Raw genomic sequence first — 16999 nt, forward strand, 5'->3', positions numbered from 1 at the left:
ATAAATTAGTTCCTTTTAGCAGAATTTTGAGAATATTTCCAAATGTTTTTCCTAAATTTTTAGTAGATATGTTTTACTGCATTTAGCTTTTTTGAATTATTACTTAAATAGAACTATAAGCCAAAAATAATGAACCATTAATACTCTGGTTATTAATAACTATTAGTTCGAGCTAATAAAAATAGTAGTAAGAATCAGTAACCGGTAAAAAGAATAATATTAAGACTTTGTAGAAATTCTCTGAAAAGAGAAGTTTGCTTTAGTTTAAATTAATGACTTGCTTCATATTTTCATAGGTGATTTCAATATTTGAGGCTAACTTTGATAGATTTTCTGCAGAACTAAAAAACCGGCTCTGTAGAAATCATAAATATTCGGACGGAAATTAAAGTTAACACTAATTCAAAAAGTACTGTTCGTTACTAATTGTGTTACTAATTGGATAGATTTGCCGAGTTCAACTTACTAACAGTGAATTTTATAGGTTTTCTACAGAGTCAACATTAGATTTGTTTATAAATATTTGAGCAATATTTATATAAAAACAACCTAAAAATAGTTTAGGAAAAAATAACTTTGTAGAATTCCTATGCTTTATAGCGCCTCAATTAATTGAATGCAGTTTTAAATTACACATTTATACATTTATACATTCAATTTACGGTAATCTTTTAACTGTAAGAAATAACGATGGGATGGAAAGAGAGTATGGAGATAGAATCAAAATTTTTGGTAATGGAAGAGATGGATTTTCAAGCCCTTGAAAGCCTTTCAGAGCTTGCTTCATACTCTCTTTCTGAAGCGAAGATTCAGTTAAATGAGGATATTTTCTTTGATACTGAGAACCGGGATATTATGGCTTCTGGTTACTATCTGCGTGTCAGGAAATCATCTGGGGAAGAGGGAAGCTGGGTAACCGTTAAAAGCCTGGGAGGTTTTGAAGGTGGAACTCACAGGCGAGAAGAATATGTAAGTTTCTTGCCTGAAGGAGCTTCAGTGCTCGAATGCCCTGATCCCCGTATTAAAGAACTGATTTTGGAATTTACGACAGGATTTGACCTTTTTCCACTGCTATCCCTTAAACAAAAAAGGGTGATACGTCAGGTAAAAATGGAAAACAGAATTATAGCTGAGACTTACCTGGACCGTGTGAACCTGAAAAGTAAAGGCAGGGAAAAGAATTATAACGAGTTTGAAGTTGAGCTTAAAAGCGAAGGAAGTTCGGAAGATCTTGAAACTATCAGGCTTTTCCTGATCAAGCATTACAACCTGATAGAAAGTCGTTTTTCCAAGTTCGAAAGAGCCTTTCTTTTCATGGAAGAACTTCCTGAAAAAACTTTCCTTAGCCTGAGAGAAAGAGCTTTTTGTGCACAGCTTGCAGACCAAAAAAACATATACGGAAAACAAGCTCACATTTTGACGGAGCTTGATAAAGGAAAAAGCTTTGAAGAGCTAAGCCTGCTTCTGAAAGTTCCTCAAACCGAAATAAAAGCCCTGCACTCAGAGTTTGAAGAGAAAAGGCTATCTATTTTTCCTTTTACAACTTATAAAAAAAGATCCTGAATTCCATTTTTAGGTCGAAAAAAACTGTATTTCAAAAAAGGAAAAGAAAGCAATAGAAAAAGAAAGCAATAGAAAAGAAAGCAGTAGAACTTAAGCAAAAGATAAGCAACGGAACCCCGAAAGCCTGCTTGAGTATTGGAGTAACCTGTACTAATGCAGTAACTTGTATTAATGCAGTAACTTGTATTAATGCAGTAACTTGTATTAATGCAGTAACTTGTATTAATGCAGTGAATTGTACTAATGCAGTGAATTGTACTAATGCAGTAACTTGTACTAATGCAGTAACTTGTACTAATGCAGTAACTTGTATTAATGCAGTGAATTGTACTAATGCAGTAACTTGTACTAATGCAGTAAATTGTACTAATGCAGTAACTTGTACTAATGCAGTAAGTTACTCTATAGATTTCTTCATAGATAGGATTTATAAAGAGTTTTTGAATAAGTTTCAATGGGTTAAAATAAATTTTGTAAGTGAGTTTACTTTCGATTTATTGTAAACTCATTTTATAATAAGTAAACTGTTAATTTAACTTTTCGAGGACATTTCGATATTTGGAAGTTCTTCAATTTCAGCACCTCCTTCAAGGACTAAAGAAACCCCAGAATCCTGTTTTATAATGACCTTGGACTGAAGATTATATCCGAATATTTTCTTAAAATACTTTTTCTGCTTCTCTACTTCCCAAATTTCAAGCTGGCACTCACGACGAGCGTGTGTTTCAAGCACCAGGCTGTCGGTAGAAGCTATGTAAAATCGGACGTGGGAAATAACTCCATTATGAGAACGGTCAAGCCCTTCAGCAATGCGGAGCAGAGCACTGAGAACTTTTATACTTTTTACGATATCTTTATTGAGCCCAACAAGATTAGGATGTTTCTTCTTGGGCGTGTTTTTACTGTGGAAATAGGCAAGATTTGCTATTATTTCGATTTCTTCAGGATGGAAACCTGGAAGATTGCTCTCCCTTATCAGGTGATAGGCGTGAGCCTGATGGGTATCATACGATAGAAATGTCCCTATGTCGTGCAGAGTGGAACCGTATTCAAGAAGTTCCCTTTCTCCTTCCCTGAACTTATAAATTCCAAGCGCCTGGATACTGTCAAAGAGCTCAAGGGCAAGTCTGGTAACGGTATGAGCATGTTCTTCATCGAAATTGCAGGTAAGCCCAAGCTGCATGATGCTGCGCTTTCTTACCGACATCTGCGTAATCATGTAGGAGAATTCACTCTTTGAGATATAATCTACAAGCAGTCCCTCTCGAAGCCCGCGTTTACTTATCCTGATTTCGGAAAGCCCCATCTCTTCCATAAAGGTCTCAATAATTGCAGCCCCCGCGATAATGATATCAGCTCTTTGCGCGTTAATTCCCGGAAACCTGCGTCTCTCTTCGAGGGGTATGGCGCACATTGCCCTGACTATTTTCTTCAGGTCTTCATACTCCAGTTTTTCAAAACTCTCACTGGCCGTTTTATGCAGGTAGATAAAAGCGATCCTTGCAAGGTTTTCAATTGTTCCAGAGCTTCCAATTGAACAATTTATATCGTACTCGGAAAGGTCTTTTGTTATATTCGTAATTTTATGTCGAATGTAATTTTTAATCTGCTCGTACTGTTCCTCGGAAACAGGCCCTGTTTCCTCCGGCAAAAACATATTTGTCAGCCTGACAGCTCCAAGGTTAAAAGAATAGAGATAATAACACTGAGTCTGATCCCCTACCGATACTTCAGTACTCCCGCCTCCGATATCTATGAACAGAGCTTTTAAGTCTCCAAGCCGAAGCCCGCTTGAAACCCCAAGGTAAATGAGGCGAGCTTCTTCGGTTCCGGAAATCGTACAGACTTCCAGGTTTGCCTCCTCTTTCAACATTTCGAGAAGTTGAACCTTATTGCTCGCATCTCGCGTTGCCGAGGTAGCCACAGCTATAATCTCTTCTGCCCTGTAGGCCCTGGCAAGTTCCACAAACTTTTTACAGACAACAACTGCGCGTTCTATCGCTTTCGGTTGCAAAATCCTGTCTATGAATTCCCCATCCCCGAGCCGGACTGTTTCCTTCTGCTTGGTCAGGGGAAAGTAAGACCCATTGGGGTTTATCCGGACCAGAAGAAGTCGGATGGAGTTAGTGCCTATATCGATAAACGCAACAACTCTGCCTTCGGAAATTCTCTCGGGTTCCATTATTACCACCTGAAAGCCCTGTTTTTCTTTTTTCTCGAAGGAGTCGAGAAACTCAAAGTAAGCTTCACAATACTAGTTCATATTTTTATTCTATTTGAGATTATTTAGTAGCGTACCGAAAGTTTGTAATCATTGTTATTTTCACACAACCTCTTTCGATTTGTTGAAATAGTTGATTATTTACATACATTATAAAAAAAGAGTATTAAAAAAGCTGTTTTTAAAAAAAGAGTATTAAGAAAGATGTTTTTCCGGCTTTTTGGATATTCGTTATATGGAGATCAAGCCATTTGTCATTGAAAAACATGTATCTGTAGGGATTTAAAATACTTTTTGTGCTTCATGTCGAAGTAGAATGATGCATGAACCCCAGTATTCATATAAACCAGAGACAATTTAAGTTTATAGACACATTGAGGTCGCAAAAATTTAGTTTTTTAATTTGTCATTTTGTTGTTTTTGGGCAGTGTGTCGGTTTTTCATATAACCATAAATCTCAAGAAGTTATAATGTATCAATTTCATATCAGAATCTCAATTTTCTCATCGTACAAGAAATGACTTTAATTTATAGCAAATTTACGGCACTGTCAAGGGAGGAGGCAATGAAAATGAAAACTAAATTTTTAAATTCTTTAGTTTCGGCATTATTGATAATAGTAATAATTCCGGGACTAACACCCAGCATAGTATCTGCTGCAGATGGACAATTTGCAGACGGCGGAAACTCGACAAATAGTACACTAAACTCCAATCTTATTTTAGAAAAACTCTCCACTGACCCTGACTATCCAAAACCCGACAGTAAGGTCGCTATTAATTCACTAGTTAAGAACACAGGAACTGAAGCCTCAGAGCCTACGAATATAATATATAAAATTGGTGAAACCGAGGACAAAGAAGAAGTCCCTGCAATAGAGGCTGGATCGGAAACATTAATTTCCCACACATGGATAACTCCTGACGAAGAAGGAACAGTGTCAATAAAAGCCTCTTTAGAAAACGTAGAGAATAGTGAGAAAGAAATTTCTGTGAAGGTAGTACAGGAAACACTTCCGGATCTGATAGTTGAAGACCTGTATCCAGAATCATCAACACAACCCGAAGCCGGAAAAACTTTGAATTTTACCTTGAAAATAAAAAATGTGGGGGAGGCAACTGCCAGTAGTAGTACTGCAAAATATAGTTTTAACGGAACTTCAGAAGGAGAGATTTCTATCCCTGAACTTTCAGCAGGGACAAGTACAAGTGCAGAGTTTTCGTATACCCCTGGAAACGAAGAAAACATCAGTGTAACAGTAGTCGCAGATTCTGGGAATATCGTTAGTGAAAGTAATGAAGATAATAATAGAATGTCAAAAACCATAAGTATGAAACGCGACCTTCCTGACCTGAAAATAGAATCTATTTCTTTGAGCCCTGAAAACCCTCATCCTGAGGAAAACATAACTTTTACTGTAACAGTAAAGAATAATGGGTCTGCAGCTGCTGAAAGCAGCGAAATTAATTACGATATCAAAGGAAACAATGAAAGTTACACTGGAGTTACATCGATACCAGCTCTTGCAGCAGGCGAAACCGGAACAGGCGCTTTTTTCTGGACTCCTGAAAATGAAGGGCAAATTGAAGTAAAAGCAACTGTGGATGCGGAAAACATCATATCCGAAAGTGATGAAACTAATAACGAGTTCACAAAAACCGCAACCGTATATAAGGAAACAGTTTCAAGCGATTCAGGAAACGATTCAGGAAATGAGAGTTCAGAGTCTTCCAATAACAATTCAGGAAATGAGAGTTCAGAGTCTTCCAATAACAATTCAGGAAATGAGAGTTCAGGATCTTCAAGTAGTGACTCCGGAAGTAAGAGTTCAGGATCCTCCAGCAGCAGTTCAGGAGGCACCATTCTTTCTAAAGAACCAGTAAGCAATATAGAGGCAAAGGAGCTTGCCGCTGGAAACGTTCAAAGTGGTTATCATGTCAAGTTCGATTTTCCGGAAGGCGTCACATGCATTACATATATCGAGTTCGACCCAATAAAGACATTAAGGAGAACAATCACAACTGTAGAAATGCTCAAAGATAAATCTACTTTTGTCTCAGAAGTCCCTCCTGGGAAAGTATATAAATATGTGAATATCTGGGTAGGAAATAACGGAGCAGGAGTAGCTAATTATTTTGAAAATGGGTTTATAGAATTCAAAGTTGAAAAGTCATGGCTTGAAGAAAATAATATTAGCCAGTCACAGATAACTCTTCAATGGTATAATAAAGGCTGGGAGACTCTAGCTACAGAAAAAGTTAAGGAAGATACGCGTTACGTGTATTTTAAATCGAAAACACCTGGATTTTCCTGTTTTGCAATAACCAGTTATTCTGCAGAGGGAAAAAATATATTGGAAGGCAATGGATTAGCAGAAGAGGGAGTGTTGAGAAACTGGAATGGTGAAACAAACAAGAGTGCCGTCAACGGAAGTGCAAAAACGGATGACAAAGATAAAAATCCTCTGGGGAAAGCCAAAATAATTTTGGCAATTTCTCTGCCCCTTTTCTTGATTCTTGTAGAGTATTTTGTGATGAAGAAAAAGATTTGAAAATCTCTTTCTTTATAATTTTAATTTGAAATAATGCGTGGATTATTGAAACCTATAAAAAACAGACTAATTTTATAATTGAGTCAATGTTAGTGATGTGTTTGCTTTTTGGAATTGATCAATAACTTACAGAAACAACCAGATAAAGAGTAACAAAGGAACAAAAAGAAAAAGAAGAGATTCTAAGAAGAAATTCTCTTTTCAACCTTTCTTAGAGCTTAAATCCCAGCTTCTGCTATTCTCAAGCATCCATGCCTGAGAATCCAGTTCTTCTTCTTCAGGTTGCGGGTAGATCCTTTCAGTCTTGCCGTTAGGGAGCAGCAAGCGGGCTTTTACGTTATCTTTAAGATGAGTGCCAAGGATTACGCCCCTCACGACAGGAATATACTCGGCAGATATCGGAAAGAGAACTTCTACCCTATTGTCCAGGTTGCGCGGCATAAGATCTGCGCTTCCCATAAGGATTTCTTCTTTTCCTCCGTTCCTGAAATAATATATCCTGGAATGTTCAAGAAAACGGCCAACTATCGAGGTAACCCTGATATTTTCACTGAGCCCAATAATACCTGGCCTGAGGCAGCAGATTCCCCGAACAAGAAGGTCAATTTTCACTCCGGCCTGAGAAGCTCTATAAAGTTCCCGGATGCACTGGTAGTCCACAAGAGAATTCATTTTAAAGATCAGGTGCCCATTTCCATACTTCTCATGCAGGTCAATTTCACGCCTGATACGCTCTAAAATCTGGTGTCTTAGAGTCTGGGGAGCTACAAGGAGTTTGATATAATGGTCCTTTCGCGAATATCCGGTAAGGGCATTAAAAAGGTCAGAGACATCCTTGCCTATGCACGGGTCACTTGTCAGGTAGCCCGTGTCGGTATATAGCTTTCCTGTGACTGCGTTATAATTTCCTGTGCTCATGTGCACGTAATACCTGATACCTTCTTTTTCGGCCCTGACAACCAGACACATCTTGGCATGAGTCTTACGTCCCGGGAAGCCATAAGCTACATGAACTCCTTTGCGCTCAAGTTCTTTTGCCCAGCCTATATTGTTCTCCTCATCAAAACGGGCTTTAAGTTCTACCAGAACCGCTACTTGCTTTCTCCGGTCAGCAGCCTTCATAAGGGCTTGAATTATTCTGGAATTGTCATCCACCCTGTACAGAGTCATTTTGATTGCCAAAACATCAGGATCGTCAGCAGACTCTTCCACGAAATCGATTACGGATTCAAAACTGTCATAAGGATGATAGAGAAAAATATCTCTTTTTTTCAGAGTTGCAAAAATTTGCTCCTTATTCGCTAACTGAGAATGCTTTTTAGGCTCGAAGTGCTCATACTTAAGCTCAGGACGGTTGATCTGTGCAAGTTTGATGAGATTTGATAGTCCCAGAGGAGCCGCAGACCTGAACATAAGGGAAGGGGAAAGTTCCAGGTTTTTAAGGAGAATATCCGAGACTTTTGTTGGCATAGTATAATCGGTCTCAAGTCTGACAACAGACCCGAAGTAGTTCCTGCCTACTCTCTGTTTTACAGCGGTCAGAAGGTCTTTGTCGCCATCCTCATCAAACCCGAGGTCTGCATCGCGTGTGATCCTGAAAGGATAAGCTCCCAGGATTCGCTGCCCGGGAAATAGAAGGTCAAGGTTTGCAGCGATAAGTTGTTCAAGCCAGACAAAACGACCGTTTTTTAGCTCTTCCAGACTGGAAGTTATTCTCTCCTGGTCACCTTCAGGAACAACTATTAGCCGCATAAACATCGGAGGTATCTTGACCCTGGCAAAACGTTCTCCAAAGTCTGGATCATCAATTAATACTGCAAGGTTAAGGCTGAGGTTGGAAATATGAGGGAAAGGATGTCCTGAATCAAAACCGAGAGGAGTAAGTAAAGGGAAAATATTTCTCTCGAAATAATCTCTCAATTTTTCTCTTTCTTTTTTAGAAAGCTCAAAGTAATTAAGGACTTTAATTCCTTTTTCCCTGAGAGCAGGCTCAAGCATTTTGTTCCAGCAGCTGTCATTGAGAGGAAGCTGCCTGAGAAGCTCTTCCCGGATGATGCGAAGTTGTTCCTGTGCAAGCTCATCTGTCCGGTCATCTTTCGCAGCTTCCATTATTCTCTTCTGGACGCCTGAAACCCGGACCATGAAAAATTCATCAAGGTTACTTCCGAAGATAGAAAGAAACTTAACTCTTTCAAGCAGAGGATTGCGATCGTCAAAAGCCTCTTCGAGTACCCTGTCATTGAACTGAAGCCAGCTATACTCGCGGTCCGTGTATAAACATGGATCGCTGAGGTCAGGCATATCGGAAACTTCTACCCGAGTTCCTTTAACATTATCCATAATCAGCCTATCAAAATCTGCACACTGAATGGGGAAGTTCCGCTCCATTGCTATCACGCGTGACCTGGGTTTTGCACTTATTCAAACTAGTCTTTAAAAATAATAAAAGATCTGAAGGTAGGATCTCTGTAGATCTCATGTTCAATTTCATTACCTGATTGGCACCCTCATTACCTGATTGGCACCCGGTTTTGCTGGGTTGAAAAGAAGATATCCCCCGGGTTCACTCAAACAACTTAGTACAGTTAGCCTTAAGATAGTATAGTTAGCCTTAAGAAATTTTTCCTTGATAACATCAACCCTGTTAGCCGATTAGAGTTTTGAGTCCTTTTGCAGGGGGGAACACAATCTCCTTATTAAGTTATCGGACATGCATTGACACCAAAACATATATAAACTTTTGTATCAGCCGGATTTCAGGGGTCTAAGGAATCTCTGCTGACTCATTACTATTTATTAGTATATAGAACTAAAGATTTATAATATTATCTCTTGAAACCAATTACTGACAAAAACAAAAAAAAGATGCCCCAGATATAAAAGAAAAAAAAGTAATGGAAAATTGCCAGAAAAGGTCAGAAACTTCTAAGTAAATTTTTTATTAATATTTTTTAAATAGTATACTAAAGTTTATTTAAAAGTTGCTTTTGAGCTGGTTTTAAATTTATCTTTTAAATGAGAGTAGAACTCCTGCTCTTTTCCAGTGGTCTTTCTGAACAGCCGTTCCACAATCAGCTCTGGAGTGCTTCGAGCAATACGGTTGTATACAGGATTCCGGTTTACAATTAGTTCCAGATGGGAATCGAGACCATCTGCCTCAATCCCATCAACTCTTACTTCAGTTCCGGTATTTTCAAGGATGAGTTCTGAAAGATGGGAAACAAAAACCCCAAGACTCTGTTCATTTCTGTATAGATATTCAAGAATTCCTGCTATAATTCGTGCAGAAGCTCCAGGCTCAGTGATGGATTCCAGTTCGTCCGCAAGTACCAGTTTTTCTGAGGCTTCGGAGAGCACTGAGAATTGCTTAAGGGTAGTCTCAAAAGCTCCTGCGTCGAGAGTTCCTTTTGATTTTCCGAAATAGTAGAATTCCTCTACAGGCCCGAGTTCAAGTTTTTTTGCAGGAACCGGAAAACCCATATACCCAAGAATTACGCATTGGGAAAGGAGTTCGAGCAGGGAAGTCTTGCCTCCTGAGTTTACTCCACTCAAAAGTACAACTCTGTTTTCCATACCTGCCGGAGAAAATCCGGTTTTTCCGATGGAGTAACTGACGGGATCGATTTCTCCATATCGGGCTTTTAAAAAGAGATTTTCTCCACCTATAAAACCTATTCCAGCTTCAGGAATCAACGTGGGCAGATTAAGCCGGAATTTTGTAGAGAAACAGGCAATCGAAAAACCCAGGTCAAAATCCAGGACTTTCCTGACAAGTTTTTCTACAGGCTGGTGAAAACCTGAAAGCGTTTTTGCCAGTTCTCTTTTTCTGGCAAGCCGTGTTTTCTCAAGGCTATTATTCAACTTTTGCCTGAGAAGCTGCAACTGAGATTGATCTGCGTAGAGAGGGTAGGAGATTTCATCAGGAAAGAGTGAGTCAAGCATTAGTTTTTCTTGCTTTTGAAGCCCTAGTTTTTTAGCAAGTTCTTCTTTGATTGCTTCAGTTTCGGTTTTATAGATTTTATTAAGTTCCTTTGTAAGCAGGTCTTTAATCTCCATTCCGCCGCTTACAAGCCTGACGAGTTCCTGCCCTCTAAGAGTAAGGGAACTTGCCTCAAGGGTTCGGTTCATACGCTGGTTAGCTTCATTCAGAGCCGAAGTCAATGCAGGATCCAGATTTTGAAGGGCTGCTCCGAGCCTGTCAAGTTCAGGATCAAAACCTTCAACGGGTTTTCCATCTTCACCAAGCTTTGAGAGAGCGGTCTCGAGTACGTCAAGCTTTTCTTTTGAAAGTTCTTCAAAAATCTCAAACTTCCCTGAGCGAAGAGCTGATACAATATTCAGGCATGAACGGATGCAGTTCAGGTTCCGCGCAAAAAATGCCAGTTCTTTTTCAGGCAGAACCTGCCAGAATTCAGTTTTGGAAAGGTCCTGGAGGTATTCAGGTTCAATGCCTTCAGGTAAATCAAAGCCGAGATAAGTGTCATCAAAAACAATTACACTGGAGTAACCTCTTGCTAGATCTACAAATTCCGATAGATTTTCTATAGCCTGGACAGGCAGGAAGTCCTGGAACTTTACTCTGGCTGCCTCAAAGATTTTTGAATCCCCGCATAAAATTACCCGGTCCCTGACTCTGAGGTTCCCGGACACTGGCCTGAGTTCACTGACGCTCGTAAGCAATTTTAGAAATTCGGAGTTCTCAGGGAAGGCATTTCCCAGTTCAAGATACTCTCTTATGAAAGCCTGTCTCTCTCGGATAAGATCCATGCGCGAAGCAGGTAATGGGTAAAAAAGGTTTAGTTTGTCCCTGGCATGCGTCGTATGGGCAAAACTTTTTATCAGCTCAAGCAGGCGGGAATAAAGATCTAGAGCTTCTTTTGTTCTGAGAAAATCGGAAATTGAGCAGCCTTCAGCTCTGGATCTGGCATATCTGGAAAGGGAAAGAGCAAAATTACGGCTAATCCCATTGACCTCAGAAAGCGAAGCTATATCACCCTCGCAAATAGCCTGAAGAGCGGCTTCCTCAGTTCCAAAGTGCTCAGTCAGCCTATCGGCTACCCTTTCACCTATTCCATGAATTTCCCGAAGGCTTGAAATTTTTTGCTCTGATATCATTTAAAGGACAATTTGTAATTCTTTTAATTATATCGCGAGAACTAAAACAAAGTTTAAATATAAAACTCTTGGCAAATAAATTAATTTTAGTGCGACTTATTGCCACGATGCGTGGCTACAAAGAAAAATGTCGTTCATCGCTTTTTATACTCTGATGGCAACAGGTCTTCTGATTTGGAAATTTTTTGAACAATCTCAGCCACAATTTCCCGTTCTTCAACCTGTAACTTATAATATATCTGAACATCCTTTGTTTCTACAATTTCAACCGCCTTACACAAAAGTTTGAGAAGCTCTGGACAGTTGCCACCCTTAATTTCTATAATTTCATTAATGATTGTTTTGAGGATTTCAAATTCTCCAGAATCAACTACTGTTTTGAAGAAACTCATCATGCAACTTTCAAACACTTCTTGTTCAATCCTTACTTCGAGATCAAAAACGGTTTTTACGAATTTTTTACCATTTCCGATATTTCCAATTTTTAGTTCTTCAAAAACTAAATCCCAACATAGGCCAATGAATTCTTCAATCAAATCGGGATCCTGATTGTACATTATATCTTTTATTGATTCGAGTTCAGTGGCAGCTTCGTTAATCTCATTAAGGGAAATATAAGCTTCGAGTATTCTAAAAGCACTTTTGATTTTATGTGATTCATCGCTTGCTATACTTTTGGCTTTATTAAATACCTCAATAGCCTCTTCATACTTTTCTAATAAAAATAAAGCAGATCCTTTATTAGAAAGCGCAAACTCATCGTCAGGATTTAGTTCCAAAACTTTGCTAAAAATTTCAGCAGCTTCTTCATACCTATCTAATAAAGCTAAAGCATATCCTTTGCTAGAAAGCGCAAACTCATCGTCAGGATTTAGTTCCAAAACCTTATTAAAAGTCTTAATAGCCTCCTCATATATATTTAATAAAATTAAAGAAGATCCTTTGTTAAAAAGCGCAAACTCATTTTCAGGATTCATCTCCAAGGCTTTGTTAAGAACCTCAATAGCCTCTTCATATCTTTTTAATGAAGCTAAAGCAGATCCTTTATTAGAAAGCGCAAACTCATCGTCAGGATTTAGTTCCAAAACCCTACTAAAAACTTTAACAGCTTCTTCATACCTATCTAATAAAGCTAAAGAAGATCCTTTTCTTGAAAGCGCAAACTCATCATCAGGGGTCAGTTCTAAAACCTTGTTAAAAATCTCAACAGCTTCCTCATATTTTCCTAATAAAATTAAAGAAGTTCCTTTGTTAGAAAGCGCAAACTTATCGTCGGGATTTAATTCCAAAATTTTATTAAAAATTTTAACAGATCCCTCACATCTTCCTAATAAAATTAAAGAATATCCTTTGTTGGAAAGCGCAAACTCATCTTCGGGATTTATCTCTAGAGCTTTATTAAGAACTTCAATAGCCTCTTCATATTTTCCTATTAAAAATAAAGCAGATCCTTTTCTTGAAAGTGCAAACTCATTTTCAGGATTTAGTTCCAAAAGTTTACTAAAAGTTTCAACAGCTTCCTCATACATTTTTAATGAAATTAAAGAATATCCTTTGCTAGAAAGCGCGTATCCATCTTCAGGAGCTAGTTTGAGAATTTTATCGAATACCTTTGATAATTCTTGAAATATTTTAACGTGCCCAGAATTTAAAAAATTAAAGTAATCTTTTGAGCCAAAATTTAAAGCTTTTTTAAGTACATTGCTGATTTTCTCATTATTTTTATAATGATAAATACTTTCTAAAACTAATGATTTTGCTTTCAATTCTTTATCTGTATTATGAGATGCAATTTCTTTTAATTTTTGGATATCATAGTCAGCTTCTTCCCATTCTCCAAGTTCTATAATTTTAGGTGTGAGCTTCAGAATAGCTTCTGTCTTATATTTATCCGGTAAGACATCAACGTAGTAACAAAGATCTTTCAGAACGTCTTTGTTTCCGGATTCGAGAAGATGTAATTTCCTTTCAAAAATCTCTTTTTGTTCATCGGAAGTATACCATAACTTCAGAAAGTCCATAAAGACTGAGATTCTATTTCTTCCAAGAGGCTGCCTCATATCTCTCCAAAGACGGAAAAGTCTCTCACGTACTTCATAATAGGTTTCTCTTCCCATAGGTCTTGAAAGAACATAGCCATCCTTTTCCAATCTCCGAAGCTGTGTTATGACAGTTGAAGCATCAATTCTCGATTTTTCAGCAATCTGCTTTGGTGTCAGAGGGGATTCAGAAGAGATAACCGTATCGAATATTAGCCTTTTCTGACCTGTTAGAAGCTGGAATATTTCTTGATAATAAGGAGTGTGTTCATCCAGTATCTTAAAAAATACTTTTTCTATATCTTCAAAGTTGTCTCTGGCAATCAATTCATAAAAAAATATTACAAGTCTCGGACTTCCGCCGGTAAGATGGGCTATGCCTTCTATTCTGGATTCATATTTATTGAAGTTCTCCAGAAATTCACTGTTATCTTCGTTTCTAGCGATTTTTTTAAGCAAAATCTTAATTTCATCAACTGTGAGTTCCTTCAAATACTGGATCCTGAAAAAGTTATAAAAAGGTTCTTCGCTTTCAGCCACGCCTGGAAAAATAATAGGAGAAGATGCCACAATTGAAAAAAAGTCATATTTTTGGAAAATTGACCTTAATTTTTGAACTTCCTTTGCCTCGAATTGCCGAAATACTTCATGTAAATTCTCAACAAAAACTAGATATGTTTTATTTTCTTTTTTGGCGATTTCTTTAAGTCTGTCAAGAGAAGCGTCAAGGATCTCGTCTTCATTGTTGAGAGACAAAATACCTGAAGTATCCTCATTTTGCTCTTGCAGAACTCTCAAGAAGAAGTCAGAAGCTCGATAAACTGAATATTCTTCTTCTGCAAACTTAACCGGAATATACAGATAACTCAGCTCCTGTTTAATTTTATGGTATAGCATGATTAAAAAATGTGATTTACCAATTCCTCGCGAACCTACAATCAAATAAAATCTTGGGGTTTTGTTTTTTCCGGCTGTTTCAAGTTCTTTAAATACTTTTTTAAAAAGGTCATCTCTTCCAACAAAGATATTTTCTAAAATTTCTGAAGGTATGTTTTCCGGAGAATATCTGTATAAAGTGACTTTAGAATTGTTAGAAGAGACGCTAATAGAAGTTCTACCAACAGCCATAGATACACTACGACTGATGTGATCAGGCTTGCTGCCTTTAGATATTCCCATGAAAAATCCTCCACCAATCTTTGAGTACTTTAGAGTAAAAATTAAGTTTTCCGTAATCGTTTTCTATGTAGAAGTCATTTTCAAGGTCAGAAATCAGATCTAAAAAACGCTCATAATCGTGAGATCCTGTTTCTTGCTGAAAAGCGTCAAACGCAAGTTCAATAGGATAATTTTCTGTAGTTGAGACTCTTCCCAGTATTGCCTTTGCAGCTTTTACATCCATTTCTTGATAAAAAACTTTGAGCCTTTTGAAATAAGGATCAAAATAATGCTTACATTTGCTCCCAAGAAGGCGATTATTATAAACGTCTTCAATTAAAACTTCGTCTACCGCTTTTCCAGTAATAATTTGTTCATCTACTATAGTACTGAGCATAATCCCGACAAAATAAGGAATGTAAGACTCTCCAACGCAATCTAAAATTTTGTCTCCTAACAAGGGTGTATATTCCCAGCTTTCGTCATCAAAAACATTTTCAACAATCTTAAGTGCGACATCCCTTTCAAAACCATTTACTCTTATTATCTTAAAATCATTAATGACATTAGTTCCCCCAATAGTTCTTAAGACCCGTTCAATGCTTACAGAACCCCCAACAATAAAACGTACATTTGTACAAGTTTGCCGCAATTTCCGAAACCACGATAAAAACATTTCTGCGTCCAGTGGATTCATATTCTTGATAGCAATGGGAAATTCATCAAAAACAAAATAGATTTTTACGTTGGTTGAATTAATTATTTTAAATAATGCATCGGATTTATCTACCCAGTATTCTTCCAAACCTTCCTCAACGCTACTTCTCAATCTAGCCTTAATTATCGTAGGAACCTCTATTTCCTCTACATTGTCTTGAACGCATTTACAAATTTTCTTGACTTGAGATCGAAAACCAGACTTTTCACTGAACTCTTCAAATTCAGTTAATTCCATAATAGTTTCAGACAAGAATCTTTGTGGAGAATACACACTTTCAACATCAAGGAAAACAACAATGCTATCATTACCAGATAATTCTTTTTCTAACTTGCGCATAATAGAAGTTTTTCCAAATCTTCGAGGCGCGGCAAGAAGGACATTGTCTTTTTCTAACGTTGCTAGAATCTGTTTGATCTCATGTTCACGATCAATAAAGTCTTCTCCAATTGCAGGGCTTCCTACAGGCATCATAGATATCACTCAACCAGATCTAAACTTAGTTTGTTATATAACAAATTTGTTATATAACATTTTTGTTATATAATATAAAATTAGATGTAAATTGTAAAAATTATATAAACTGAGAAGGAATAAACAATAGCTAAAAATTAAAAGTGAAACAAAAATTTCTAAATAAGAAATAAATTTGAAGGTAAAATCAGGAAAGAATTATCGCAAGTTCTTTTTCAAGATAGGGATGCATTGAGGCCGTATATCCGTGTGTTCCCTCAGTAACGTTATACATTGCTTTTGGCTCTTTTGCAAGGGAATAAATCCTGAGCGCCAGATCGTGGGAGATTACCGGATCATTAAAAGAATGAATCAACACGAATTTCGCAGGCGGAAGAGTAGAGAGATAGGTATCCGGGTCAATTGAACGATAAAAGCGGTAAGCTTCAGTATCATCTACAAGGGAAGAATCAATTTCTTCAGTTCCGTACCCTGAGGTGCTGATTCCAATAACTCCTTTAAGGGAAGGGTTAAGAGCACAGACAAGGATTGCAAATCTTCCACCATTGCTTTCTCCGATGATTGCAAGCTTTTTCGGATTAATTTCAGACTGGGCCGCAAGCACATCTGAGGCTTTAAGAACATCGTAAACCATGGTATATTCTACGGGCTCAAGGCCGGCTTTGAAAAGTTCAAGGTCTTTTTCCGTGTTTATGCCGCCCAGGTTGCGCTGGTCAAGAGTGAGAGTTGCATATCCCATATTAGAAAGTTCAGCAGCCAGACCTTGTTCGGCTTCTTTGCTAACACCTGCCCCAGGCAGCAGAATCAGGCCAGGAGAAGAAGAGGAGTCTGCAGGAACTCTTAAAAGAGCCTTGATTTTTTCTCCTTTACTTTCAAAAGACAGAAGTCTTAAAGTATCCGAGCTTTCAGGAGCATATACATCTTCGATTTCCTGGGATGTAAATACTGGCTTTTCTCGCTCTGGAAAAGATAGAATGCCTGCATCCGAAACCTTCCAGGGAGCCGTAGCGTTTATAGAGTTGGAAGGATTATACAGGACTCCAAAAATACCCACAAGTATGAGGAGAAAACCCAGAAGAAAAATTGTGGGCTTGGAGATTCTGGTCCCTGAAGAAGCCCTGAGTTTAGTTTCTTTTTTTCCTGAATTCTGCCTGCTCAAG

General features: G+C 37.9%; 8 protein-coding genes. 2 read left to right on the top strand and 6 right to left on the bottom strand.

Annotated features, from left to right (window positions below; translation table 11 throughout):
* Positions 1 to 735 precede the first annotated feature (735 nt).
* Positions 736 to 1563 carry a CYTH domain-containing protein gene (locus MSBR3_RS18340; protein WP_230627621.1) on the top strand — a complete coding sequence of 276 codons (828 nt, stop codon included), beginning with the start codon at positions 736 to 738 and terminating at the stop codon, positions 1561 to 1563.
* 532 nt (positions 1564 to 2095) lie between these two features.
* On the opposite strand, the gene MSBR3_RS18345 is transcribed toward MSBR3_RS18340, so the two are convergent.
* On the bottom strand, positions 2096 to 3745 hold the full coding sequence (locus tag MSBR3_RS18345; RefSeq protein ID WP_048109706.1) for a Ppx/GppA phosphatase family protein: 1650 nt from the start codon (positions 3743 to 3745) through the stop codon (positions 2096 to 2098).
* A 610-nt stretch (positions 3746 to 4355) separates the two neighbouring features.
* Here MSBR3_RS18345 and MSBR3_RS19105 point away from each other — a divergent pair.
* The gene (locus MSBR3_RS19105; protein ID WP_196296978.1) at positions 4356 to 6335 is read left to right on the top strand and encodes a PGF-pre-PGF domain-containing protein; all 1980 of its coding nucleotides are present in this window, start codon (positions 4356 to 4358) and stop codon (positions 6333 to 6335) included.
* Positions 6336 to 6536: 201 nt separating this feature from the next.
* On the opposite strand, the gene ppk1 is transcribed toward MSBR3_RS19105, so the two are convergent.
* The 5 genes from ppk1 to MSBR3_RS18380 form a co-directional block, all read right to left on the bottom strand.
* Positions 6537 to 8723, bottom strand: a complete 2187-nt coding sequence (gene ppk1, locus MSBR3_RS18360) for a polyphosphate kinase 1 (RefSeq protein ID WP_080942454.1) — start codon at positions 8721 to 8723, stop codon at positions 6537 to 6539.
* A gap of 582 nt (positions 8724 to 9305) precedes the next feature.
* Positions 9306 to 11450 carry an endonuclease MutS2 gene (locus MSBR3_RS18365; RefSeq protein ID WP_048109708.1) on the bottom strand — a complete coding sequence of 715 codons (2145 nt, stop codon included), beginning with the start codon at positions 11448 to 11450 and terminating at the stop codon, positions 9306 to 9308.
* Between the two features lie 134 nt (positions 11451 to 11584).
* On the bottom strand, positions 11585 to 14668 hold the full coding sequence (locus MSBR3_RS19110) for a tetratricopeptide repeat protein (protein WP_052723476.1): 3084 nt from the start codon (positions 14666 to 14668) through the stop codon (positions 11585 to 11587).
* The gene (locus MSBR3_RS18375) at positions 14655 to 15839 is read right to left on the bottom strand and encodes an ATP-binding protein (protein ID WP_048109711.1); all 1185 of its coding nucleotides are present in this window, start codon (positions 15837 to 15839) and stop codon (positions 14655 to 14657) included. The genes MSBR3_RS19110 and MSBR3_RS18375 overlap by 14 nt, the downstream gene beginning before the upstream one ends.
* A gap of 187 nt (positions 15840 to 16026) precedes the next feature.
* A complete protein-coding gene (locus MSBR3_RS18380) occupies positions 16027 to 16998 on the bottom strand; it encodes an alpha/beta hydrolase family protein (RefSeq protein ID WP_230627624.1) in 972 nt (323 codons plus the stop codon).
* Position 16999: the final 1 nt, after the last annotated feature.

It is taken from the genome of Methanosarcina barkeri 3 (assembly GCF_000970305.1).
In the GTDB taxonomy this organism is placed as follows: Archaea; Halobacteriota; Methanosarcinia; order Methanosarcinales; family Methanosarcinaceae; genus Methanosarcina; species Methanosarcina barkeri_A.